Genomic DNA, 24,153 nt, shown 5'->3' on the forward strand with positions numbered 1-24,153 from the left:
AAAATCAAGCAATAAAGGTATTTTTTTTCATTAATATCTTTATTTTTAAACTCAATTTGCTATTAATGTTACTTTGTTGGTTTTTTGTTGCTGAAAGTAGCGATGGTGCTAGTATGCTTTTATTATAGAAAGTTAAGGGCGTACTAGCATGTCATTGGAAAAATATTTTTTACCCTTTCGCCAACATATTATTGGGCAAAATTTACAACATCAAATTAATGGTCAACAGCTTGATATTATTTATGCAGATTGGACGGCAAGTGGCCGATTATACCAACCTATTGAAGACTATTTGACCCAAGAGTTAGGACCTTATGTCGCTAATACGCATACTGAGACGAATCTAACCGGTAGTGCCATGACCCATGCTTATCATGACGCACAAGATATTATTAAACGCCATGTAAATGCCTGCAACAATGATGTGTTGATCACCGCTGGTGCTGGTATGACGGCAGTAGTTAATAAATTTCAACGCATTTTAGGCTTGCGAATTCCTGAGCGTATGCAAGCGCAAGTTGCGTTTGCAGAAAATGACAGGCCAGTAGTTTTTATTACTCATATGGAGCACCATTCTAATCAAACGTCTTGGTATGAATGTGATGTAACACTGGAAATTGTTGAGCCTGATAGTCAAGGTCTACCTTCTTTAGCGCACTTAGAATTATTGTTAGAAAAATACCAAGACCGTAAAATGAAAATAGGCTCTTTTTCTGCTTGTTCAAATGTCACGGGTATTAAAACGCCGTATTATCAGCTGGCAGAAATTATGCACCAACATGGCGGTTTGTGTTTCGTCGATTTTGCCGCTTCTGCGCCCTATGTTGATATTGACATGCATCCGAGTAATCCTAAGCAAGCGTTAGATGCGATTTACTTCTCGCCACATAAATTTTTAGGTGGCCCTGGTAGCTCAGGAGTGTTGGTTTTTAATAAGGCACTTTATAAAAACAAAGTGCCAGATCATCCCGGTGGCGGCACAGTAACCTGGACTAACCCTTGGGGCAAACACAGCTTTTTTAATAATATAGAGCTGCGTGAAGATGGCGGCACACCTGGCTTTTTACAATGTATTAAAACCGCGCTAGCGATCAAGTTAAAAGATGCTATGGGCGTTGAAAACATTCAGCAACGTGAAGCTCAAATAAGCCAATATGTTATGGATAACTTAGCTAAGAATGAACATGTGGTGATGCTTGAACCAAATATTCGTCAGCGTTTAGCTATTGTTTCGTTTTATGTGCCGGGCGCGCATTATAATTTAGTAGTGCGCCTACTGAATGATAAATTTGGGGTACAAACCCGTGGTGGCTGTTCGTGTGCAGGTACTTATGGTCATATTTTATTAAATGTCGATCAAGAGACCTCATCAAAAATAACCCAGCAAATAGACTTAGGTGATTTTGCCGAAAAGCCCGGCTGGGTTCGAGCTTCATTTCATCCTACCAGCTCAGATAAGGAAGTGGCGTTTGTGGTTGAAGCCATCAATCAAGTGACTGAAAACTTAGCACTCTGGAGTAAAGATTACCGTTTTAATCCAGCGTCAGGTGATTATGAACATGGTAAACCAAACATTGATTTTCCGAGTCTATCTGGCTTTAACGCCTTGCCAGAAACTCGGGCAGTAGTGAGAAATAAAGAGGTAGAAGCGCCATCAATATTACGTAAAATATTTGGCTAGAGGATTAAAAGATTATTGGTGATTAATAAAAATAATCACCAAGAAAGATGTTGTTCAGAGATGGTGTTATTGATTAAAAACAATCATCATTTCAGCGGCTTCGCAATGACAGTTATGATGACATATTGTACATTTATAGCCTGCTAAGCTTAATTCATGCCAACGCTCTGGATGGTCTTTAATTAAGATACCACCGCATTTAGTAAAATATTTTACCGCACTATTACCCGGGCTTTGTTTCCATAGGTGACTCACGCCAGCAATCGCACCTTGTTGCTTAGCAGCAGTAATTGAGCGCTTTAGTAGTTCACCACCAATACCATGGCCACGGTAATGCTCGTCAACCGTATTACATTTAAAATAGCAAACTTGCTCGGCAGGTACTGGCCAGAGTTCAGTAGAACACCATTTGTCTATCTGCCATTGCTGCAAGGCATAAGTAATTCTAAAGCCAACCAATTTTTCATCATGATAAACCACAAAACCCGCGTTAATAGCGTTTTTAAGTCCTTTATCATACCAAGCTTGCATGCTGCTTTGATCAAGGTAACCGGCACCGTGCACCTCGGTAGCTAATTGAATAACTTTATCAAAATCAGTAGGGGCTAATGATTGATAGTTGAGCGTTATGGCCATAAAATTATTTTTTTTTAGTGAGTTATTACAGCATTGTACTGCTTTTTTTGAGATACTTTAAGTGCGCTAGTGTGTGAAACTAATATAAAATTTTTGGAAGTGAAAATGTACGATCCTTTACATGATTTATCCCCCGGCTGTAATGAGGCCTATCCCGAAAGTTATTGGGCTAATGTCTCAGGCGTAGCACCGGAACACGATGGCGCTGTTATCGCTGATCTTGATGTTGATGTCGCTATTATTGGCGCAGGATATACCGGTTTATCTTGCGCGCTACACTTGGCTCGTGAGCATGGTATTAAAGCCCATGTCTTAGAAGCTAACCAAACGGCATGGGGTTGTAGCGGTCGAAATGCCGGTTTTATTTTGAAATCTTCAGGTCGCAAGTCTTATGGCCAAATGGCTAAGCAATGGGGCGAAGAGGTTATGCGCGGCATTTATCAAGAAATGGCCGCGGGCGTTGAAACAGTGAATTCATTAATTAATGAAGGCATTGATTGTGATAAGCAAAGTGCGGGTTATATTAAAGTTGCCCATAAGCCTAATAAACTTAAAGAATTAGTTGAACTAGCAAAACTTCAGCAGAAAATGTTTGGTTATGATGTTGAGATTCTGTCGCAAAACCAAGTGCGTCAGCAATACATGGACGATCGTAATGCTTATGGCGCTATTCGCTATCAAGACGGTTTTGGTTTAAATCCATTAAAACTTGCTTGGGGCTACCAAAAATTGGCGCGACAAGCTGGCGCTAAAGTACATTGTGCGACACCGGTTAATCACTGGCAATCACAAGGCAACAAACAACAACTGCATACCCCTAATGGTATTGTTAGTGCGCAAAAAGTGGTGATAGCCACCAACGGTTATACTCCGAAAAATTTTCACTCATTAACGACCGACAGAACATTGCCGGTACTTTCGCAAATTATCGTTACCCAGCCGTTGAGTACAGCGCAATTAGCCGCGTGTAATTTCTTAACCTCGAATGTTGTGATGGACACGCGAGCGTTAAAGTATTATTACCGCAAGTTACCTGACAATAGAATATTATTTGGTGGCCGCGGGGCTATAACCGGTAAAGGTGCTGACGACCCTTATTACGCTCAGCGTTTACTGGCGGTATTAAAAACTAGTTTCCCAGCGTTAGCTAATATAAATTACAGTTATGCTTGGTCAGGCTGGATTTGTATGGCGTTGGACGATTTGCCACACATTCATCAAAACGACGAACAATCGGTATTTTATAGCATGGGCTATTGTGGCAGTGGCGTGTCGTTCTCAGTCCAAGCAGGAAAGCGTTTAGCTGAAAAAGTGGCTGAAAAGCCAGTGCCTAATTTACCTTTGTATAATAACGCACTACCTAAATTTCCATTTGCCCCACTACGACGCGTAGGGCAATGGGGTTATTTTCATTATGGTAAAATAAAAGATCAGTGGTTTTAAGTGTCCAATATAGAAACTTCAAAGATCAATAGTGTAGGGTAGAGGCTTTAAAGTGAATTTTTTACCTCAGCGTTAATCGATGCGGTTAGTACGCTCGCCTTGTTTAAATGCCGTTATATTTGCGGCGACTAAATTAAGTAAGGCTTGCTGTGCTTGTTTGCTTGCCCAAGCGATGTGCGCGGTTATTTTCAATTTAGGTGACTGTGCTGCCAACAGGATATGATCTTTTGCTGGCGGCTCTTGCTCTAATACATCTAAAATTGCACTCGCCAATTGGTTATTATTTAATGCCGCTAATAAGTCATGATTATTAATTAAAGCGCCTCTGGCGGTGTTAATAAGTACTGCACTATCCTTCATGCAGTTGAAGATGTTTTTATCGAACAAGCCTTCAGTTTCTGCGGTTTGTGGGCAGTGTAAACTAATGATATCGGCTTGAGCAATCACTTGCTTAAAAGCTACTCTGTCGCTCCGTATTTCCACGGCGTTAGGCCTTTCAGCAATGAGTACAGCCATATCAAAAGCGTGAGCAATGCTTGCTACTTTACTGCCTAAAGCGCCATAGCCAATAATCCCCATGGTTTTTCCAGCTAACTCATCACTGCCTTTGCCGTGCATGCAAAATGTCTCACTAGTTTGCCATTGACCATTACGGGTGTTGTTATTGTGATCTTCTATTTGGCTATAATAGGCCAGTAGTTGGGCAAAGACATATTGAGCGACTGAATTTTTGGCATAACCACTGACGTTAGTTACCGCAATGCCCAGCTCGCGCGCAGCGTCAATATCAACATTATTAATGCCGGTCGCGGTAATACAAATAAGTTTTAAATCTGGCAATTGGCTTAATATTGCACGGTTAAGTAGCACTTTATTACTTAAGATAATTTCAGCGTTTATGCAGCGTAGTAATACTTGTGCTGGTGTTGTGATAGCGTGTAAATCTAATTGACTGACGACCTGATGAAGAACAGACAAGTTAAGTGAAGGGCTAAAGGTTTGATAGTCTAAAAATACCGCGCGCATGTTATCTACTCAGAGTGAAATTTTACTCAGTTTATATCATTTCTAATGAGTGACTCAATCAATGCTGATTTTTATTGCATAAAATAACCAATGCTTAACCATAAATAGCAAGTTAATAAAATAGCAAGTTAAGGTGTTTAATACCATTGAACCCCGCTAACCAGGTCGGCCATCAACCCGTGCTTTTAGTAACATGGGTGCATAATATATAGTAAACAGCGTAAAACTCACTATCCAAAGCAAGCCACTAATATCAATAAATATCATCGATTTTTCCGGAAAGCCCCAAGGGCCAAAACTACGAACTAAACTTGCTAGTACTAGCGATGCAAAGGCCAATGACATCAGTTTCGGTGCTTGTAACGGTCTACCAGTATGGCCTAAAGACACCCGTGAAATCATAGCAAGAATAACACCGCCGATGCCACCTACCGTTATTAAATGCCAAATATGGCTACTGGGCATTTCAGGGATTAAATAACTCAGACCAAGCAATATCAAACCAAAGGCCAACGCTTTGATTGCTAAGTGTAATGACCATAGCAATGGTACGCCTAAGGTGATCCAAGGACGCCATCTTAACCATCGAATTGTTTGAAAAATGCCAGCAAAAATTAATATTAATCCTATATAAAAATTGTTTATGCCAATGGCGGGATGCAGTAGCAGCAGTATAGTGATTAAGGCGAGAGAGCCATTAGTGAGTTTATCAAGCCAAGGTAGTGCTGTTGCTTTTGGCGTTTGTGTGCCATTAGCGGTAAACATGGGCACTACGCGGCCGGTCATAACTGAAATAAGTAAAGTCATTAACATCACACCGGCATAACCTGCATATTGGGTAGAGACTGAACTCGGGTAATATATGCTTGCGTGCATTTCAGCATTAGCGATAGTGAAAATGGTCAATAAAGGCACGAAGAATAAGTTGTGATATTGTTTGACGGCTAATATAGGTTTCGCTAATACAAAAGCCACACAAGGTAAAAAGGCCAAATCTATTATCGTGGTTAATGTTGCACCAAGTAAATCAGGAAACATTAAGCAAACTCGCCCTATTAGCCACAAAAGAAACAAAGCCGCGAGCATTTTTCCTTGCACACCGGGCAGCCCAGTCCAGTTTTGTACTGCGGTTAAGAGAAAACCGGCAATGATGGCACAACCAAAACCAAAAATCATTTCGTGAATGTGCCACCAGTAATACCAATTTGATTAATTAAGTGATCTACTTTTTCATGAGGAAAAATGGATAAATACAAGGCATAAAATTTAGTAAGTAGTTATTCTACTTATAAATTTTATAACGCTGTAGTTATTCATTTTAACCATTAAAAATGAGAAGGTAATTAATCAACTTGGTATAACCACCACCTAAAGGCTGAAAATTTAGCACACCTCGGTATAGCATGAGCCACAAGAGCATGGCGATAACACTAAATACGGCGCCAGCGAGAAAGAAAGGACGAAAGCCGAGCCTAAATAACGGCACCATTTGTTGTTCTTTGTTTAAATCGGTAATTTGCATCATAGGTGCAACCCTTAGTGTTTATGTTGTGGCTATCATAAAGCAATCAATCAGCATTACTTTGGGGTAATACCAATCCCATTAAGTTATTGCTCACTTGTACTAGTTAAAATAGCTCAATGCTGTGTTGCTCTCACTCCCAATAGCCAGCTATTGCTCAATCGAGCGCCTTACCTTGAATTATTTTTCCTGCGTACAACAAGATCACAAACTTAATGGAACTGGTATAAATCAAGTAATGGGTTGTTATTTAGAATTTTTAATGGTTATTAGGATATTGGTAACTCTAATTCAACAATTTGCTCTGAAATTAATTCAAGTTTTTCTGCCATTAATGCTTGGGCATCATACAAACCGCGATTGTAATATACTGCACCTAATTCTTCAGTAAAAAAGTCGAGTAAAAAGTCAGCATCAAATTGCCCTAAATCTTGCTCTAATTCATTAGTAAAGTAGCGTTGTAGTTTTTCGATTAACAGCAATTTTTCGGTATGGGTAAATTTTATTGGCGACATAAAAGCATTTTCCTTGAATGACAAATGATCTAATAATTTAATTAATTGGTATTATACCCAAGTCACTTCAAGATGCATTCTTGTGACTTTTACAACGACCTAACTTTAATCGGTAACCTTGTATAAAGGTTTTTTTTCGTAACTGCTCTTGCTCCTGGGTTACTCTACTTCACTAAGTCCATGTGGCTAAATTTTTAAACATTACAACGTAGAAGGTATGTTTTTCCTTGCAGACTGGGTTAAAAATTATCTATGCGGTGTTGAGTTTTAGTTAGCGAATGACGCCTGAAAACCATCGTCTTGCATAAATCGTTCTTAACTGCCACTGAAGTGAGTATGTTGAAGTAATTTGGGTATATACTCTGCATATGAAAAACTAATTTAAGTAATACACTGTGAATAAATCGTCGTTTAAGCAATGGTGGCAAACAGACTGTCAATTTTGCCGTAAATCAAGAATGATTATTTTATGGTTGGTGTTGATGTTAATTGCTGATAGTTTGTGGTTTGGTTTGATACCCATTTGACTCATTAACTAATTAATTTGGCATAATTATTCACTAACAAAATAAAGAGGTAATACTATGACTTATCGTTGGACCGACTCACTTGAGATTGCACTTGATTTGATCGAAGCACATCCTGATGTAGACCCGATGAAATTACATTTTCCAGAATTAATGCAATGGGTGTTAGCGCTAGAAAATTTTGAGGACGACCCTAAACATTGTGGCGAACGCATACTTGAAGCTATTCAGTTAGCCTGGATTTCAGAAGCGGACTAGCGTGGGTTCAACTGTTTAGTTGTCAAAATAAGCAGTTAAAAAAAATGAGTAAGCGTTATTACTTTTCAAAAAGTGATATTTGGCTATAATGAGCCATCATTATTCTTATGATGAATCTTCGTCATTCACTCAGTATATAAAGAAAGCATGTAACTATGACATCTGAAAAGACATCTGAAAAAAATAAACGGCCACTATATATCCCCTATGCAGGTTCTAGTTTACTGGAAACACCTTTACTCAATAAAGGCAGCGCATTTAGCGAAGACGAGCGCTCACACTTTAATTTAACTGGCTTATTACCGCCACGTTTTGAAACTATCGATGAGCAAGTTGAACGTGCCTACATGCAATACCGTAGCTTTGAAACCAACTTAAATAAACATATTTACCTACGTGCCATTCATGACAACAATGAAACCCTGTTTTTTAAGTTAGTGCAAGAAAATTTGGCGGAGATGATGCCCATTATCTATACACCAACTGTGGGTGATGCTTGTGAGCAATTTTCAGATATTTATCGTAGCTCTCGGGGCTTATTTGTTTCTTATGACCAGCGTCATCAGCTTGACGACATTTTACGTAATGCGACAAAAAACAAAGTCAAAGTTATTGTGGTGACTGACGGCGAGCGTATTCTAGGTTTAGGTGACCAAGGTATTGGTGGCATGGGTATCCCCATAGGTAAACTATCGCTTTACACAGCCTGTGGCGGCATCAGCCCAGCTTACACCTTACCTGTGATGCTTGACGTGGGTACTAATAATGAAAAATTATTAAACGATCCTATGTATATGGGCTGGCGTCATCATCGTATTGAACAAGATAAATACGATGAGTTTTTAGCTATGTTCATTAAGGCTGTTAAACGCCGTTGGCCAGACGTTCTATTACAGTTTGAAGATTTTGCTCAACCTAATGCCACCCCGTTGTTAAACCGTTATCGCGATGAACTTTGTTGTTTTAACGACGATATTCAAGGGACAGCGTCGGTTACTGTCGGTACCTTATTAGCCGCCTGCCGTATCAAAAAAACACCCTTATCAGCGCAACGTGTGGTCTTTGTTGGCGCGGGCTCTGCAGGTTGTGGTATTGCCGAGCAAATTATCTCACAAATGGTCAGTGAAGGGATTTGTCAGCAACAAGCACGTAGCCAAATATTTATGGTTGACCGCTTTGGTTTATTAACTGAAGGTATGGCTGGCCTACGTGACTTTCAAGCAAAACTAGTACAGCAAAAATCTGCGATAGCGCCATGGAATGTGCAAAGTGAGTATGCTGCTTTACTTGATGTTATGCATGGCGCTAAACCGACGATTTTAATTGGCGTTTCTGGCGTGCCAGGTTTGTTCACTGAAGCGGTTATTAAGGCGATGAAATTACACTGCAATATGCCGATAATATTTCCACTAAGTAACCCCGGTCGCCAAGTAGAAGCAACACCTGAACAGGTTATAAATTGGACCGAAGGTGAGGTAATTATTGCCACAGGTAGCCCGTTTGACCCGGTTGAGTACAAAGGCCAGATATTTACTATCGCCCAATGTAATAACAGCTATATCTTTCCCGGTATTGGTTTAGGTGTGGTGTCAGCCAATATTAATCGCATTACCGATGAAATGCTAATGGCGGCAAGCGCGATGTTAGCGCAAGCTTCACCATTAGCTAATACCGGTACTGGCGAGTTGTTACCTCCTTTAGTCGCAATTGCTGATTTAAGTAAAAAAATAGCGTTTGCTGTCGGTAAAGTTGCTTTCGAGCAAGGTTTCGCCTTACCGCTATCAGATGAACAACTTGTGGAAAATATTGAGCGTAATTTTTGGACACCTCAATATCGCCAATATCGTCGAGTCAGTATTTAAGCCGCGATAAAGCTTGATTCAAACGACATAAAAGCGAACGAAAACGCTCACACGGCTAAGCGTTTTCTGTTTAATATCAGTGGTAAGTTTTTTATTTCAAATAAAAAAATAAGTACCAATTTTCATGTCACAGGTGCTTATGTTGAGTCTTGAACAATAAACATAGAACTTGATTTATTTTCTCTGTGCACAACAAGATCACCAAGCTAATGAAAGTAGTATTAGCTTGGTTTAAGTAAGCTAAAAGTGATAGCCCTAGGAATTTGCTTTTAATTCGTCTATAATCGCGCCAAAATTTATCCCGTATTTTAATTCTAATTTATTGAGAGGGCTATTATGGCTATCGAACGTACTTTTTCTATCGTAAAACCTGACGCAGTTGCTAAAAACTTTATTGGTCAAATCTACAACCGTTTTGAAACTGCTGGTTTAAAGATTGTTGCTGCTAAAATGATTCATTTATCAAAAGAAAAAGCAGAAGGCTTTTACGCTGAGCACAGCGAGCGTCCTTTCTTTGGTGCTTTAGTTGAATTTATGACTTCTGGCCCAGTAATGGTGCAAGTTTTAGAAGGCGAAAACGCTGTGCTTAAAAACCGTGAAATCATGGGTGCTACTAACCCAGCTGAAGCACTTGCTGGCACTATCCGTGCTGATCTTGCTGATTCAATTGACGAAAATGCAGCTCACGGTAGCGATGCTTTAGAATCTGCTGCCCGTGAAATTGCTTACTTCTTCGCTGATGAAGAACTTTGTTCACGTACACGTTAATTTTAAATATTACCTAATAAGCTAGCTCATTATTGGGTAGCTTAATGTAGTTTAAAAATTAATTTGAAGGATTTTACTGATTAATCGGTAAAGTCCTTTTGTCTATTTTAAGACCGTATAAAATTGAGTGTTTTTGCTAGTAAACATGCTACGAAGAACATTGACTTTTATTGATATAGTGCGAATAAATATCTAATATCGATCCACTAAATTGTTTATTTTGCCTAAAAAGCGTACAATTTATTCTGTAATTTTTGTAGTATTGAGAAGTTTTTATCATGAGTGATGTAACCGAAGTAGTAACCCCAGTGAAGAAAAAAATTAACTTACTAAACCTTGACCATCAAGGAATGCGAGAATATTTTTCTTCAATCGGCGAGAAGCCATTTCGTGCTGACCAGATTATGAAATGGATCTACCATTTCGGTTACGATGACTTTGAATTGATGACCAATATAAATAAAAAATTACGTGAAAAATTGCAACGTGATACTGAAATTAAAGCGCCCGAGATATCTGAAAAACTTGTATCAAATGACGGCACAATTAAGTACGCGTTAAGCCTTGAAGGTGGTCAAGAAATTGAAACCGTTTGGATCCCTGAAAATGGCCGTGCAACGCTTTGTGTTTCATCGCAAGTGGGCTGTGCATTGGAATGTACCTTTTGTGCAACAGCGCAGCAAGGCTTCAACCGCAATCTCACGATGGCTGAAATTATTGGTCAAGTTTGGCGAGTAGCCAATGATATTGGCGCAACGCGCATTGCCGGTACCCGCCCGATTACCAACATTGTGATGATGGGGATGGGCGAGCCATTGCTCAACATGAAAAACTTGATCCCAGCATTAGATACTATGTTAAATGATCTAGGCTACGGCTTATCGAAACGTCGTGTTACGGTCAGTACCTCAGGCGTTGTACCTGCCTTAGATATGTTAAAAGAGAAAGTTGATTGCGCGCTGGCGATATCTATCCATGCGGGTAACAATGCCTTACGTGACGTATTAGTACCAATTAACAAGAAGTATCCACTAGAAGAGTTTTTAGCGGCTGCGGGTCGTTATATCGAAGGTTCAAAAGCCAATAAGCAGGCGACGATAGAATACGTAATGCTTGATCATGTAAACGATAGCACCGAACAGGCACATGAATTAGCTCTTGCTTTGAAAGATTTACCCAGTAAAATCAATCTTATTCCATTTAACCCTTATCCGGGTTCACCCTATAAACGTTCGAGTAATTCTCGTATTGATCGCTTCGATAAAGTCTTACAAAGCTATGGCTTAACGGTAATTACCCGTCGCACTCGTGGTGACGATATTGACGCAGCATGTGGGCAATTAGCCGGCGAAGTGTTGGATAGAACTAAACGGACAGGAAAAAAAGAGCTGAAAGCTGAGCCAATTTCAGTAAAGATGGTTTAAGTGCTCTTGAATTAATATTGACTAAGTGACAGTGCTTTTATTATGAAAAAATTATTACCATTTTTTATTGCGTTACTAACGACAAGTACATTAACAGCTTGTGTGACGCAAAATTATGGCAATGATAAAGACACCCCGATAATTGAAAATGAAGCCAGTAATAATGAAATAGCCATGACCCGTATATCACTCGGATTAGGTTATTTAAAAATGGGCAATACTCAACAAGCCAAGCTTAACTTAGAAAAAGCCAAACGCTTTTCGCCCAATTTAGTGCAAGTATATACCGCTTTTGCCCATTATTATGACACGGTGGATGAGTCCGAATTAGCGACTCAAGCCTATGAACATGCGCTGAGTATTGATAACCAAGATGCTGATACGCTTAATAATTATGGCGTTTTTTTGTGTCGACAAGCAAAGTATGCCGCCGCTGAAAAGAAAATGTTACAAGCGATAGCCATTCCTAGCTATATTTTAGTGGCGCAAAGCTACGAAAATTTAGCCTTATGCCAGCTTAAAGCAAAACAGTTTGATAACGGCCAAACTTACCTTGAAAAAGCCATTGCTCATAGCCCAAATAGAGCCAGTTCGCTGTTGCAAATGATGCGATTACAATATGCAAAAAGTGACTATAAGTCAGCGCAAACTTACCTGTACCGCTATGAAAAATCAACACGTCGCTTTAATGCAGATGCACTAGCTTTAGCCTTTAAGATATTTGCTAAGCAAGGCAATAAAGCTATTGCTAAAAATTATGGCAATATGCTAGTTAAAATGTTCCCAAGTTCTTTTGAAGCTAAACAATATATTTTAAATGAACTTTATCAGATTGATGCAGACAAACTAGCTGAAGACTATCGAGCCTCTCTGTTGGGTGGTAATAGCGAACAAAGTAAAAAACGTATAGTGATATTATCGCCAAAAACGACAGCAACTGTTGCTAATGCCAGCTTAAGTCGTGATGGTTTAAAGCCTATTATGGCTAATTCCGTTATGCCAACGACAGAGCAAGTAGCTGAGACAAAAGCAAAATCAGCAGACAAAAGCCTTGAAAGTAATATGCAGGCAAAAAATAATCAGCCAGTTGGGGTGAAAGAAGTTGCGCCAAAGCAACAGACGAGTCAAAAACAAAGTAGTCAAACACAGAGCAGTCAAACACAGAGTGACAAAAAAATAATAGCTGAATTGATGGCTGGTGAAGCACAAATTAAACAAGAAAAAAATAGCACACTTATGGTGTCTTTACCCATTCATCTTGTTATAGAAGGTGATAATTTGATGATTATTGCTAAACACTACAATGTCGTGATGAAAAATCTAGCGCGTTGGAATAAGTTACGCCGCCCCTATCTTTTAAAAACTGGTGATGTTCTTTATCTCTCAGATCCAAAATCAGCGATTAAACGCTAAGAGAAATACTTGATGAATCAAGATTTTGAAGTATTAAAAAATGAAAATGATGACTTGGCAGACGCCATTGACGATATCAATATCGTGGGTCCGGGCTTTATGCTCAAAGCAGCACGAGAAATGCGAGGGTTAAGCCAACAGCAAGTGGCTAATAAACTCAACTTTAGAATAGGCTTAGTCGAAGATATCGAAGTAGATAAATTTGACTGTAGTTTACCTGAGGCCTTTAATCGTGGTTATCTGAAAAATTATGCCAAGTTGGTCAATATTGCCCAAGAAGACGTCTTAAAAAGCTATGAAAAGTTAGCGCTAACACAAAACCAATGTGCTGACATGCAAAGCTTTTCTAAAGGCACAGAGAAACAGGCCGAACACAATCGGTTGATGTGGATCACTTATCTTATTTTAGCCATATTAGTTACAGCAACTGTAGTCTGGTGGCTTCAAACGCCTTCTGAGCAACCTGAGCCGATAGTGGCAAGCACGGTTGAAACCTCAGCTGGAGATAATAATGCGCCTGAACAAGGCAATCTATTGAATGAAAGTAACGCAAATAATTCAAGCGTTATGCCAAATGGCGAGTTAACGGTTAGTGTAGCTGAAGTGATTAAAACTAAAACTAAAACAAATGCCAATAACAACGTAGAAAACCTCGATAAAGCAGCGGCACTTGCTGTTGAACAGACGTCGTCAAGCTCTGCTTTAACTGATGCTCAAGTCGACTTAAATAATAACAAAGCGGTTGCTGAAAAGGTATTATCTGCGTCAATTGACACGGTTGTTTTTACTTTCGCTGGTGACTGTTGGGTTAATATATTTGATGCTACTGGCGAGCGAATTGCTTGGGGTGTGAAAGAGTCGGGGTATATTATGCGAATTTCTGGTCAAGCACCTTTTTCTATCACCTTAGGTAAACCAGAATTGGTAAAAATAGATTATAATGACGTTCCGGTTGATATGGCGGTATATAATGCCGGTAATATTGCCAAGTTTTCATTACCACTAGCGCCTTAATACGGTAAAATTTTTTTTAATTAACGCAACACTATTGAAGTTTTATTATGTTTAAAGAATCTCCTATTATTCGTCGAAAGTCCCGCCAGATCATGGTTGGCAATGTTCCTGTTGGTGGCGATGCCCCGATTACAGTACAGTCAATGACCAACACACTGACCACAGATGTGGCGGCAACGGTTGCACAAATTAAAGCACTTGAGGCCGTTGGTGCCGACATTGTAAGAGTCAGTGTGCCAACAATGGACGCGGCGGAAGCATTTCGTGAAATCAAGCTGCAAAGTAATATTCCGTTAGTAGCTGATATTCATTTTGATTACCGCATTGCTTTAAAAGTAGCAGAATATGGCGTTGACTGCTTACGTATTAATCCAGGAAATATTGGTCGAGAAGACCGGGTGCGTTCTGTAGTTGAGTGTGCTCGAGATAATAATATTCCGATTAGGATTGGGGTCAACGGCGGTTCGTTAGAAAAAGACATTCAAGAAAAGTACAGAGAACCAACGGCTGAAGCCTTATTAGAATCTGCCATGCGTCATGTTGATATTCTTGATCGGTTAAATTTTCATGAATTTAAAGTCAGTGTTAAAGCCTCAGATGTTTTTCTTGCTGTTGGGGCTTATCGCTTGTTAGCTAAACAAATTGATAACCCCCTACATTTAGGCATTACCGAAGCTGGCGGTTTACGCTCAGGCTCTGTTAAATCATCAGTAGGGCTAGGCTTACTGCTTGCTGAAGGCATTGGCGATACCTTACGGGTTTCATTAGCCGCTGATCCTATTGAAGAGATTAAAGTTGGCTTTGATATTTTAAAATCACTGAAACTGCGCAGCCGCGGCATCAACTTTATTGCTTGCCCAAGTTGTTCGCGCCAAGAATTCGATGTTATTTCAACAGTAAACGCTTTAGAGCAACGTGTTGAAGATATCACCACGCCGATGGATGTTTCAATTATCGGCTGTATTGTTAACGGACCCGGCGAAGCACTAATTTCTGACTTAGGCTTAACGGGCAGCAGTAAAAAGAGTGGTTTTTATCTTGACGGTATCCGTCAAAAAGAGCGTTTTGATAACAACAATCTTGTTGATCAACTAGAGCAACGAATCCGTGCGAAGGCTAAAAAACTTGATGCGAGTTATAAAATAGCCATACAAGAAATTGATTCATAATGGCGAATTAATGCCACCATTGCGCTGTTATTTACGTTTGATAGTAAACTGCCTATAATGCCCGCGATAATCATTGTTCTTTGTATAAGCAAACAAATAATTAAACCGATCAACACTAGCGAGAAAATAATACGTGAGTAAAGCACTTCAAGCAATTAGAGGTATGAACGACTGTTTACCGGCACAAACAGGTATTTGGCAAATGGTAGAAACAGTACTGCGCCGCGTTGCCAGTAATTACGGTTTTGCTGAAATACGTATGCCGATTGTCGAGTCAACAGCGTTATTTAAACGCTCTATTGGTGAAGTAACCGATATTGTTGAAAAGGAAATGTATACCTTTGAGGACCGTAATGGCGATAGCTTAACATTACGTCCAGAAGGTACAGCAAGTTGTGTTCGTGCTGGTAATCAACATGGATTACTGTATAACCAAGAACAGCGCTTATGGTATATGGGACCGATGTTTCGTCATGAGCGACCACAAAAGGGGCGTTATCGTCAATTTCACCAATTTGGCTTAGAGGCCTTTGGTATAGCAACACCTGATATTGACGCTGAAATTATTATGTTAACGGCTCGACTTTGGCGGGAACTTGGCATCAACGAATTTGTCACACTAGAGCTAAATTCACTAGGTTCAAACGAAGAGCGCGGACAATATCGTGATGCGCTAGTGGTATTTTTAACTGAAAAAGAACATCTTTTAGATGAAGATAGTAAACGCCGCATGCACACTAACCCATTGCGCGTGCTGGACAGCAAAAACCCAGAGGTACAAGCGGCATTGGTTGGCGCACCTAAATTAGCTGACTATTTTGCTGAAGAGTCAAGCACACACTTTGCATCAGTTTGTCAGCGCTTAGATGCCGCTGGTATTAAGTATGTGATTAATGAACGTTTAGTACGCGGTTTAGATTATTATAATCGTACGGTTTTTGAATGGGTTACCTCAAGCTTAGGTGCTCAAGGCACTATTTGTGCTGGCGGACGCTACGATGGTTTAGTCGAGCAGCTTGGCGGTAAATCGACACCAGGCTTTGGTTTTGCTTTAGGCATTGAGCGTTTGGTGTTGATGATGACCAGTTTAGAAAAAGCCAATAATATTAGAGCGCAAGTCGATGCTTACGTTATTATGTTGGGCGATGACGTTGAAATCACCGCCAACGGCTTAGCTGAGCAATGGCGCGATCAAGTACCTGATATTCGCTTACAGTGTCACTGCGGTGGCGGCAATATGAAAAAACAAATGAAGCGTGCAGATAAATCGGGTGCCCAAATAGCATTGATTCTTGGTGAAGATGAAATAGCTCAACAGACGGTAACCGTGAAATATTTGCGCGGACAACAAGAACAACAAAGTTTGCCACTTGAGCAAGTGCCAAGTCTTTTAACAAATTTACTTTAAGGGTCAGTTTTGGATATAAATCAAACAGAAGAACAACAAGTCGAATCAATCAAAAGGTTTTGGAGTGATAATGGTAATGCGATTATCGCGGGTTTAACTATTGGTTTTGCAGGGTTTGTTGGCCTTAACTATTATAATGATTATAAATTACAACAAGAGCTAAATACCTCTGAAGCCTATCAAACGATGATTGAGGTAGCGACTGAAGATCGCGCTGCTTTTGCAGCAGCAGGCAAAGTCTTTATGGCTGAACATAGTGCCTCTAGTTACACCATGTTAACCGCTATTGCTTTGGCCAAAGAAGCGGCTGAAAAGCAAGACTGGGTAAAAGCTGAAGCCTATTTAAGCACAGCAATTGAAAAGTCAGTAGATGACGGTATTAAAGCGATTGCTATTGTGCGCTTAGCGCGCGTGCAATTACAGTTAGAGCAGTATGAACAAGCGCTAGTAACATTAAGCCTAAAACTACCGGCTTCATTTGACGCTAGCGTTGAAGAAATCAAAGGTGATATTTACTTTAAACAAGGTAAAACAGGGTTAGCCCGAAATGCTTATCAAGCGGCAATTGATGGTGCCACTGAAGGCACTAATCCAGCATTACAAATGAAATTAGACGACTTAGCGCAAGTAATTAACTTAAGCGAATAGAGGGTAATATAAGCATGTTTATAACTAAACGCTTTAACAAAAGCCTCCTTGCTATCTGTTTGCTAGCGGTAGGTATTTCTGCCTGTTCATCAACCGATGACGAGGACGAAGAATTAAGGGTCGCGGAATTAACCGACATAAAAGCATTATTTGAGCCTGTGGTAAAATGGGATGCAAGTGTTGGTAATGGTGTTGGAGATTATTTTTCTCGTATTCAGCCAGTAGTTGCTTACGGCAAAGTATTTAGTGCCAGTCGTGACGGTGAAGCCTTCGCCTTCGACGAAAATAGCGGTGAACAAGTTTGGCATGCAGATTTAAGTGACATCGATGACAAACGTGGCTTTTTCGACGATAAAGAGCCAGCTTTAATTAGTGGTGGCGCTGTCGTTGGCATTAATAAAGTATTTTTTGGTAGTGAGAATGGCGATGTTATTGCCCTCGACGCAGAAAGTGGCGCTTTATCGTGGCAGGGAAAAGTTAAAGGTGAAGTTATTGCTGCACCTGCACTCGATTCTGGCAAACTAGTGGTCAATACTGCGTCTGGTGTCATGAAGGCATTTAATGCTTCAAATGGTCAAGACGATTGGCAAATTGAGCAAGACGTACCTCCGCTTACTTTACGTGGTATTAGTGCCCCGGTTATTGCGGGTGGTGGTGTTATTGTTGGCTCAGCTGACGGTTCTCTGTCAGTTTATTTGTTAGAACAAGGTCGTCAAGGTTGGACTGTAGATATTGGTGAAGCAGCAGGTTCGACAGAATTAGAACGCGTTATTGATGTTGACTCAACGCCGCTGATATTTGGTGATAATATTTATACTGTGTCTTCGCGTGGTAATTTAAGTGCGGTTGAATTACGTTCAGGCCGGGTGTTATGGCAACGTCAATATTCATCTTATCTTGAATTAGCGATCAGTGGTAATAGCTTGTTTTTAACTGATGTTAAAGGCCATGTTTATGCCATCGATCGTAATAATGGCTTAGAGCTTTGGAGTCAATTATCACTTACTAACCGCGGCCTAACTGGACCAGCCCCTATCGCTGGCTATGTTGTAGTTGGCGATTTTGAAGGCTATCTACATTGGTTAGATCAAGCAACGGGCGAAATTGTTGCTCGTCATCACGTTGACAGCAGTGGTATTCACGCCACACCAACAGTTGAAAATGGTATTTTGTATAGTCAAGCGCGTAACGGTGACTTAGAAGCAATTACCATCGCAAAATAAGTTACTTAACTAGTTTATAATTATTAACTAGTTGAGTAAGTAGATTAAAATTATAAACGGCTCCAATGCAAAAAGCACTGGAGCCGTTATTTATTAATAAAACTGATATAGTTATTTAGTTATATTAAGTTTAAAGAGAGATTTGAGGTGAACATGCTTCCTGTAGTAGCACTTGTTGGCCGACCTAATGTCGGCAAATCAACATTATTTAACAGACTAACGCGTAGTCGAGATGCTTTAGTTGCCGACTATCCAGGGTTAACCCGTGATCGTCAATACGGAAAAGCGGAAGTTGAAGAACACCCTTTTATTGTCATTGATACCGGTGGTATTGAAGGTAATGAAAAAGGTATTGATGCCTTAATGGCAGAGCAATCACTGATTGCTATTGATGAAGCGGATGCCGTGCTATTTATGGTTGATGCCAGAGAGGGTTTAACGTCTGCTGATCAAGGCATTGCTAGCCATCTACGTAAGCAAGACAAAAAAGTATTTTTAGTCGCCAATAAAATTGATGGTATAGATGCCGATTCTGCGGTTGCCGACTTTTACTCTCTTGGCTTAGGTGATGCTGTACATCAAATTGCCGCTGCACATGGCCGTGGTGTTACGCAACTATTAACTTTGGCGCTAACCCCTCATATCGAAGAGCTTAGTAAACCTAAAGTACAAGAAAATGATGAATTTGACGGTGATTTTGATGAAAATATAGACCATGAAGCGTTAGATCAAAAAAACATTGACGAAGCACCAGAAGAAACTGACACCATTAAGTTAGCGATCATTGGTAAGCCTAACGTCGGTAAATCAACTTTAACTAACCGAATTTTGGGTGAAGATAGGGTAGTGGTATTTGACATGCCAGGGACCACACGTGATAGCGTTTATATTCCAATGGAACATAAGGGTCGTCCCTACACCTTAATCGATACCGCGGGTATTCGTCGCCGAAAAAATGTTACTGATATTGTAGAGAAGTTTTCTGTCATTAAAACTTTACGTGCAATAGAAGATGCCAACGTATGTTTATTGATTATTGATGCACAAGACGGCATTAGCGATCAAGATTTAAGCCTACTCGGTTTTATTTTAGAAGCAGGTCGTTCTTTAGTCTTAGCGGTAAACAAATGGGACGGTTTAGATGATCACGTTAAAGAGCGTATCAAGTCTGAATTAGATCGTCGTTTAGGTTTTATTGATTTCGCCCGTATTCATTTTATATCAGCGCTGCATGGCACGGGTGTTGGGCATTTATACGAGTCGGTAGAAGAAGCTTTTGTTTCAGCGACTAAGCGTATTTCTACTTCTATGGTAACTAAAATTTTAGATATGGCGGTGTTTGATCATCAGCCGCCTATGCATCATGGTCGTCGTATTAAACTAAAATATGCCCATGCCGGTGGTTATAATCCACCGATTATCGTTATTCATGGTAATTTGGCGAAGAATCTTCCACTTTCGTACAAGCGCTATTTGATGAACTACTACCGTAAATCATTAAAAATCATGGGTACGCCAATAAGAATTGAGTTTAGAGAAACCTCTAATCCGTTTGCCGGTAAGAAAAAACTGACCTATACCGAGCAAAAGAAAATGGCACGTGCGACACAAGGTTATAAAAAAGACTAGTTGCCATTATGATAAAAAAGCTGATGATAACATTAGCTTTTTTTATGACAAATTATAGTCAAAAAAGCAATAAACCATATTGCTTTCATACCAATACTCCGCTACTGTAAAATTGCTAAATAGCTTATTTTATTATGCTTTATTGTTTTGTTTTGTTTTGTTTAAACTCACACCTTGGAAATTTATGCCTGATAATGCTATGAAAGTGGAACTGACTGGGCGATTAAGTCGCAATTTAGCGTTGTTAAGTCCAGGCGCTATCGTGACCTTAGATATGACAACTCCTGCGGGTCAACGTGGTAAGTTTCGTTCAAGTTTTATCGGCTATATGCCAAAAAAATACGTGCTAGTGCAATACCCTGACAGTTCAAAACTGGGCAGTTTTTCACAATATATCACGCAAGGTATCGGCGTGACAGTTCGCGGGTTAATTGAAGGTCATGAAGGTGCTGTCGTCGCCTTCATTTCTAACATTAGGCAAACAATACAAATTCCATCACGTATTATTGTGCTTGATTTTCCACGTGAAGTTAGCTTACAAAATCTGCGTTCCTCGATGCGAATTGAAACTTATATTAAAGCAAAAGTTAAAGTGAACAATGAGTATTGGGCGTCGATAATATATGATATTTCTGTTACAGGCTGTCAAATTATGATTAATAATGGCGAAAAACTCATTTTAACTAACAATAAACCTGTAGAAATCATTATTGAAGCTTTTCAAGACTTAAAAAATCTTAAGCTTAATGCCGAAATTTGTAATACCAAATTCCAAGCTGATGGCGTGATGCTTGGTGTTAAGTTTGATAACTCAAGTAAAGTTGAAGTCACCAAACTCTTACAACAGGCGGTTATCTTACCGCATTAATTTACTTGTACTGCTGTCACTTTAGCGTCTATTACACCATCTGAAATTTCTACTTTAATGGTATCAGCGATATTTATATCTTTGGTACTTTTAATCATTTGCCCCTGCGCATCACGAGTTATACTGTAACCGCGAGCAATGGTGGCTAATGGACTAACCATATGTAGTTGTTCGCATTGATGGGCAAAATTTTCTCGCTTGGTGATTAATATCCGCTGCTGTGCGCCAATAAGCTTTGTGTTGAGGTGAGTCACTTGCTGCAGGTTTTGTTTTATCTGGTTTGATGGTGAGGCATTGAGTAATCGCTGTTCAAGGTATTGAGGCTTATGCTTAAGTTGGTTTAACGCCCGGATAATTAGCCCTTGTAAGCGCATATTCAACTCATCTGACTTTTGTTGTTTATTTTGTAGTTGTTGCTCGGGATGCACTTGGGCTAACCTATGGTTTAAACTGGTTAGCGAGTGCGTAGAGCGCTTTAATTGTTGCTTAAGCGCTAAGTGCGCACGACTGAACAGTTCAGTCATTTTATTAATACGCTCGTCAACATCAGCAGAAACTATTTCTGCCGCTGCAGACGGTGTTGGCGCTCTTAAATCGGCAACATAGTCAGCTAAGGTGGTATCAATCTCATGTCCAACAGCACTGATGGTGGGTAAGCTTGACTGGAAAATGGCCCGAGCAACTATCTCTTCATTAAAGGCCCATAAATCTTCCAACGAACCACCGCCGCGACCAATTAATAAAACGTCAACTTCATGGCGTTCATTCGCCAAGTTAATGGCTTGGGCGATTTCATATTTAGCCTGCTGACCTTGTACTAAGACTGGGTAAATAATAATCTTTAATAGTGGATTTCTTCGGTTTAATACTGTGATGATATCTTTTACCGCAGCGCCGGTAGGAGAGGTGATAATGCCAACAGTTTGAATCAATTTAGGCATGGCTTGTTTGTGGTGTAGTTCGAACAAGCCTTCGCTGTGTAGCTGGTCTTTTAATAATTGATATTGTTGTCTTAACAGCCCTTCACCTGCTGACTCCATTTGCTCAATAATTAACTGGAAATCGCCTCGCGGCTCGTACAATGACACTTTAGCGCGCACCAATACTTGTTGACCATTTTTTGGCTGCATTCTTACCCGGCGATTATTGCCTTTGAACATGGCACAGCGAACTTGTGATTTTTGATCTTTTAAGGATAAATACCAATGGCCAGAGCTGGCAGCAATAAAATTGGATATTTCGCCACATAACCAGACAGTATTTAACTCACTTTCTAAGATAAAACGTACTTTTTTGGTGAGTTCACTTACTTGTAGAATCTGCTGTTGAGCCATATATACTTTACTTTTTATATTGTTAAGAGATAATAATGGGTTAATTGCTAAGTATTATATATTTTTTTAAACAATCACCGGCAGTTAATTTTCGATTAATTGCAACTTTAAGTTTACCTTAGTAGGGAAAACGGTTAAAATTCTGCCGCAATATTCACTCCCTAACCACTCACTTTAGAGAGATGTTGCGATGCTAAGAATTGCTCAAGAAGCGTTAACCTTTGACGATGTTTTACTGGTACCTGCCCATTCTACGGTACTGCCCCATACTGCTGATTTAAAAACTAAATTAACTCGAAAGATAAATTTAAATGTACCTATGATCTCTGCGTCGATGGACACAGTGACCGAAGCGCGTTTAGCCATTACCTTAGCACAAGAAGGTGGCCTCGGATTTATTCATAAAAATATGACCATAGCTGAACAAGCTAAAAATGTTTCTCAAGTTAAGAAATATGAAAGTGGTATTGTTTCAGATCCCGTTACGGTCAATCCCAGTGCAAGTATCGAAGATACCATGCGCTTAGCCGATGAACTTGGCTTTTCTGGTTTCCCTGTTGTTGATGAAAAAAATAAGTTAATTGGTATTATTACTGGCCGCGACTTACGTTTTGAAACCGATTTAACAAAACCTGTTTCGGCATTGATGACTAAAAAAGAGAAATTAGTTACGGTGAAAGAAGGTGCGTCACGTGAAGTGATTTTAAGTTTAATGCATGAACATCGCATTGAAAAAATTCTTATGGTTGATGACGCTTTCACACTAAAAGGCTTGATCACGGTTAAAGATTACCAAAAAGCTGAAAATAAACCTAATGCTTGTAAAGATGAATTAGGCCGCTTACGCGTTGGTGCTGCTGTTGGTGTCGGTGCGGGTACCGATGAGCGTATAGATGCCCTTGTTGTTGCTGGAGTCGACGTCTTGTTGATTGATACCTCTCATGGCCATTCACAAGGTGTGCTTGACCGCGTTGCTGAAACACGTGCCAGATATCCTGACTTACAAATTATAGCGGGTAATGTCGCTACTGGCGCTGGTGCTAGAGCATTAGCTGATGTCGGTGTTGATGCGGTAAAAGTTGGCATAGGCCCAGGTTCTATTTGTACTACTCGTATCGTCACTGGTGTCGGTGTACCACAATTAACCGCCATTTCTAATGCGGTTGAAGCTTTAAAGGGTACCGGTATTCCGGTTATTGCCGATGGCGGTATTCGTTTTTCTGGTGATATTGCTAAGGCATTAGTAGCCGGTGCGCATTGTGTGATGGTCGGTAGTATGTTGGCAGGTACTGAAGAAGCGCCAGGTGAAGTAGAGCTTTATCAAGGTCGTTACTACAAGTCATATCGCGGTATGGGCTCTTTAGGTGCCATGAGCCAAAAAGAAGGCTCAAGTGACCGTTACTTCCAAAAATCAGATGGCGAAGCAGACAAGTTAGTACCGGAAGGAATTGAAGGCCGTGTTGCTTATAAAGGTCCTGTTGCTGCTATTATTCATCAACAAATGGGTGGCTTGCGTTCATCAATGGGTTTAACTGGCTCAGCAACGATTGAAATAATGCGTACTAAGCCTGAGTTTATGAAGATTACTTCTGCCGGCATGGGCGAGTCGCATGTGCATGATGTAGCCATCACTAAAGAAGCACCAAACTACCGTATGGGCTAGTCGAACAGGAGATTTTATCGCTATTTAACTTGCTAACGGTATCAGAAGTACTGATTGACTAACGTCAACTCTGTGTTTCTTCTTTGCCAGAACGTTAACTAGCTTTAAAATCAACTATTCTT

The 24,153-nt window shown here is 40.0% G+C and carries 21 protein-coding genes; 15 read left to right on the forward strand and 6 right to left on the reverse strand.

The window, feature by feature from the left end; genetic code table 11:
- Positions 1-148: 148 nt before the first annotated feature.
- Entirely contained in the window at positions 149-1,681 is a 1,533-nt protein-coding gene (locus ESZ39_RS08180; protein ID WP_146879425.1) for an aminotransferase class V-fold PLP-dependent enzyme, read from the forward strand.
- 66 nt (positions 1,682-1,747) lie between these two features.
- On the opposite strand, the gene ESZ39_RS08185 is transcribed toward ESZ39_RS08180, so the two are convergent.
- Positions 1,748-2,317 carry a GNAT family N-acetyltransferase gene (locus ESZ39_RS08185; protein WP_146879426.1) on the reverse strand — a complete coding sequence of 190 codons (570 nt, stop codon included), beginning with the start codon at positions 2,315-2,317 and terminating at the stop codon, positions 1,748-1,750.
- Positions 2,318-2,422: 105 nt separating this feature from the next.
- Here ESZ39_RS08185 and ESZ39_RS08190 point away from each other — a divergent pair, with 105 nt between their 5' ends.
- Complete coding sequence (locus tag ESZ39_RS08190; RefSeq protein WP_146879427.1) at positions 2,423-3,760, forward strand: NAD(P)/FAD-dependent oxidoreductase; 1,338 nt, start codon at positions 2,423-2,425, stop codon at positions 3,758-3,760.
- Positions 3,761-3,832: 72 nt separating this feature from the next.
- On the opposite strand, the gene ESZ39_RS08195 is transcribed toward ESZ39_RS08190, so the two are convergent.
- From ESZ39_RS08195 to ESZ39_RS08210, 4 genes are all read right to left on the reverse strand, one after another.
- A complete protein-coding gene (locus ESZ39_RS08195) occupies positions 3,833-4,786 on the reverse strand; it encodes a D-2-hydroxyacid dehydrogenase (RefSeq protein ID WP_146879428.1) in 954 nt (317 codons plus the stop codon).
- Between the two features lie 156 nt (positions 4,787-4,942).
- On the reverse strand, positions 4,943-5,971 hold the full coding sequence (locus tag ESZ39_RS08200) for an NnrS family protein (protein ID WP_223270298.1): 1,029 nt from the start codon (positions 5,969-5,971) through the stop codon (positions 4,943-4,945).
- A gap of 133 nt (positions 5,972-6,104) precedes the next feature.
- Complete coding sequence (locus tag ESZ39_RS08205) at positions 6,105-6,311, reverse strand: NnrS family protein (protein WP_146879430.1); 207 nt, start codon at positions 6,309-6,311, stop codon at positions 6,105-6,107.
- Positions 6,312-6,577: 266 nt separating this feature from the next.
- The gene (locus ESZ39_RS08210; RefSeq protein ID WP_146879431.1) at positions 6,578-6,823 is read right to left on the reverse strand and encodes a DUF2164 domain-containing protein; all 246 of its coding nucleotides are present in this window, start codon (positions 6,821-6,823) and stop codon (positions 6,578-6,580) included.
- Positions 6,824-7,407: 584 nt separating this feature from the next.
- Here ESZ39_RS08210 and iscX point away from each other — a divergent pair.
- From iscX to ESZ39_RS08270, 12 genes are all read left to right on the forward strand, one after another.
- Complete coding sequence (gene iscX / locus ESZ39_RS08215) at positions 7,408-7,608, forward strand: Fe-S cluster assembly protein IscX (protein WP_146879432.1); 201 nt, start codon at positions 7,408-7,410, stop codon at positions 7,606-7,608.
- A 155-nt stretch (positions 7,609-7,763) separates the two neighbouring features.
- Positions 7,764-9,470, forward strand: coding sequence for an NAD-dependent malic enzyme (locus tag ESZ39_RS08220; protein ID WP_146879433.1), 1,707 nt, complete (start codon positions 7,764-7,766; stop codon positions 9,468-9,470).
- Between the two features lie 336 nt (positions 9,471-9,806).
- The gene (ndk, locus tag ESZ39_RS08225) at positions 9,807-10,238 is read left to right on the forward strand and encodes a nucleoside-diphosphate kinase (protein WP_146879434.1); all 432 of its coding nucleotides are present in this window, start codon (positions 9,807-9,809) and stop codon (positions 10,236-10,238) included.
- 278 nt (positions 10,239-10,516) lie between these two features.
- Positions 10,517-11,662 (forward strand): bifunctional tRNA (adenosine(37)-C2)-methyltransferase TrmG/ribosomal RNA large subunit methyltransferase RlmN, encoded by a 1,146-nt coding sequence (locus tag ESZ39_RS08230; RefSeq protein ID WP_146879435.1) that lies wholly within the window; start codon positions 10,517-10,519, stop codon positions 11,660-11,662.
- Between the two features lie 42 nt (positions 11,663-11,704).
- Positions 11,705-13,075, forward strand: a complete 1,371-nt coding sequence (pilW, locus tag ESZ39_RS08235; RefSeq protein ID WP_146879436.1) for a type IV pilus biogenesis/stability protein PilW — start codon at positions 11,705-11,707, stop codon at positions 13,073-13,075.
- Between the two features lie 12 nt (positions 13,076-13,087).
- Positions 13,088-14,089 carry a RodZ domain-containing protein gene (locus tag ESZ39_RS08240; protein ID WP_146879437.1) on the forward strand — a complete coding sequence of 334 codons (1,002 nt, stop codon included), beginning with the start codon at positions 13,088-13,090 and terminating at the stop codon, positions 14,087-14,089.
- A 47-nt stretch (positions 14,090-14,136) separates the two neighbouring features.
- Complete coding sequence (gene ispG, locus ESZ39_RS08245; RefSeq protein WP_146879438.1) at positions 14,137-15,258, forward strand: flavodoxin-dependent (E)-4-hydroxy-3-methylbut-2-enyl-diphosphate synthase; 1,122 nt, start codon at positions 14,137-14,139, stop codon at positions 15,256-15,258.
- A 133-nt stretch (positions 15,259-15,391) separates the two neighbouring features.
- Positions 15,392-16,666, forward strand: a complete 1,275-nt coding sequence (gene hisS, locus ESZ39_RS08250) for a histidine--tRNA ligase (RefSeq protein ID WP_146879439.1) — start codon at positions 15,392-15,394, stop codon at positions 16,664-16,666.
- A gap of 9 nt (positions 16,667-16,675) precedes the next feature.
- Positions 16,676-17,314 carry a YfgM family protein gene (locus tag ESZ39_RS08255; protein ID WP_146879440.1) on the forward strand — a complete coding sequence of 213 codons (639 nt, stop codon included), beginning with the start codon at positions 16,676-16,678 and terminating at the stop codon, positions 17,312-17,314.
- A 14-nt stretch (positions 17,315-17,328) separates the two neighbouring features.
- Positions 17,329-18,537, forward strand: a complete 1,209-nt coding sequence (bamB, locus tag ESZ39_RS08260) for an outer membrane protein assembly factor BamB (RefSeq protein WP_146879441.1) — start codon at positions 17,329-17,331, stop codon at positions 18,535-18,537.
- A gap of 153 nt (positions 18,538-18,690) precedes the next feature.
- Complete coding sequence (gene der / locus ESZ39_RS08265; protein WP_146879442.1) at positions 18,691-20,166, forward strand: ribosome biogenesis GTPase Der; 1,476 nt, start codon at positions 18,691-18,693, stop codon at positions 20,164-20,166.
- 184 nt (positions 20,167-20,350) lie between these two features.
- Positions 20,351-21,034: a PilZ domain-containing protein gene (locus ESZ39_RS08270; RefSeq protein ID WP_146879443.1), complete on the forward strand. Its 684-nt coding sequence runs from the start codon at positions 20,351-20,353 to the stop codon at positions 21,032-21,034.
- Here ESZ39_RS08270 and xseA read toward each other — a convergent pair.
- The gene (xseA, locus tag ESZ39_RS08275) at positions 21,031-22,368 is read right to left on the reverse strand and encodes an exodeoxyribonuclease VII large subunit (protein WP_146879444.1); all 1,338 of its coding nucleotides are present in this window, start codon (positions 22,366-22,368) and stop codon (positions 21,031-21,033) included. The two genes, ESZ39_RS08270 and xseA, sit on opposite strands and share 4 nt — an antisense overlap.
- Positions 22,369-22,558: 190 nt before the next feature.
- On the opposite strand from xseA, the gene guaB reads away from it, so the two are divergent.
- Positions 22,559-24,031, forward strand: a complete 1,473-nt coding sequence (gene guaB / locus ESZ39_RS08280; RefSeq protein ID WP_146879445.1) for an IMP dehydrogenase — start codon at positions 22,559-22,561, stop codon at positions 24,029-24,031.
- Positions 24,032-24,153 lie beyond the last annotated feature (122 nt).

It is taken from the genome of Colwellia sp. C1TZA3 (assembly GCF_007954265.1).
In the GTDB taxonomy this organism is placed as follows: Bacteria; Pseudomonadota; Gammaproteobacteria; order Enterobacterales; family Alteromonadaceae; genus Cognaticolwellia.

What these genes read in the sequence shown, in the direction of transcription:
- ESZ39_RS08180 (WP_146879425.1), top strand. Translation starts at nt 149, where the DNA reads ATGTCATTGGAAAAATATTTTTTACCCTTTCGCCAACATATTATTGGG.
- ESZ39_RS08185 (WP_146879426.1), bottom strand. Translation starts at nt 2,317, where the DNA reads ATGGCCATAACGCTCAACTATCAATCATTAGCCCCTACTGATTTTGAT.
- ESZ39_RS08190 (WP_146879427.1), top strand. Translation starts at nt 2,423, where the DNA reads ATGTACGATCCTTTACATGATTTATCCCCCGGCTGTAATGAGGCCTAT.
- ESZ39_RS08195 (WP_146879428.1), bottom strand. Translation starts at nt 4,786, where the DNA reads ATGCGCGCGGTATTTTTAGACTATCAAACCTTTAGCCCTTCACTTAAC.
- ESZ39_RS08205 (WP_146879430.1), bottom strand. Translation starts at nt 6,311, where the DNA reads ATGATGCAAATTACCGATTTAAACAAAGAACAACAAATGGTGCCGTTA.
- ESZ39_RS08210 (WP_146879431.1), bottom strand. Translation starts at nt 6,823, where the DNA reads ATGTCGCCAATAAAATTTACCCATACCGAAAAATTGCTGTTAATCGAA.
- iscX (WP_146879432.1), top strand. Translation starts at nt 7,408, where the DNA reads ATGACTTATCGTTGGACCGACTCACTTGAGATTGCACTTGATTTGATC.
- ESZ39_RS08220 (WP_146879433.1), top strand. Translation starts at nt 7,764, where the DNA reads ATGACATCTGAAAAGACATCTGAAAAAAATAAACGGCCACTATATATC.
- ndk (WP_146879434.1), top strand. Translation starts at nt 9,807, where the DNA reads ATGGCTATCGAACGTACTTTTTCTATCGTAAAACCTGACGCAGTTGCT.
- ESZ39_RS08230 (WP_146879435.1), top strand. Translation starts at nt 10,517, where the DNA reads ATGAGTGATGTAACCGAAGTAGTAACCCCAGTGAAGAAAAAAATTAAC.
- pilW (WP_146879436.1), top strand. Translation starts at nt 11,705, where the DNA reads ATGAAAAAATTATTACCATTTTTTATTGCGTTACTAACGACAAGTACA.
- ESZ39_RS08240 (WP_146879437.1), top strand. Translation starts at nt 13,088, where the DNA reads ATGAATCAAGATTTTGAAGTATTAAAAAATGAAAATGATGACTTGGCA.
- ispG (WP_146879438.1), top strand. Translation starts at nt 14,137, where the DNA reads ATGTTTAAAGAATCTCCTATTATTCGTCGAAAGTCCCGCCAGATCATG.
- bamB (WP_146879441.1), top strand. Translation starts at nt 17,329, where the DNA reads ATGTTTATAACTAAACGCTTTAACAAAAGCCTCCTTGCTATCTGTTTG.
- der (WP_146879442.1), top strand. Translation starts at nt 18,691, where the DNA reads ATGCTTCCTGTAGTAGCACTTGTTGGCCGACCTAATGTCGGCAAATCA.
- ESZ39_RS08270 (WP_146879443.1), top strand. Translation starts at nt 20,351, where the DNA reads ATGCCTGATAATGCTATGAAAGTGGAACTGACTGGGCGATTAAGTCGC.
- xseA (WP_146879444.1), bottom strand. Translation starts at nt 22,368, where the DNA reads ATGGCTCAACAGCAGATTCTACAAGTAAGTGAACTCACCAAAAAAGTA.
- guaB (WP_146879445.1), top strand. Translation starts at nt 22,559, where the DNA reads ATGCTAAGAATTGCTCAAGAAGCGTTAACCTTTGACGATGTTTTACTG.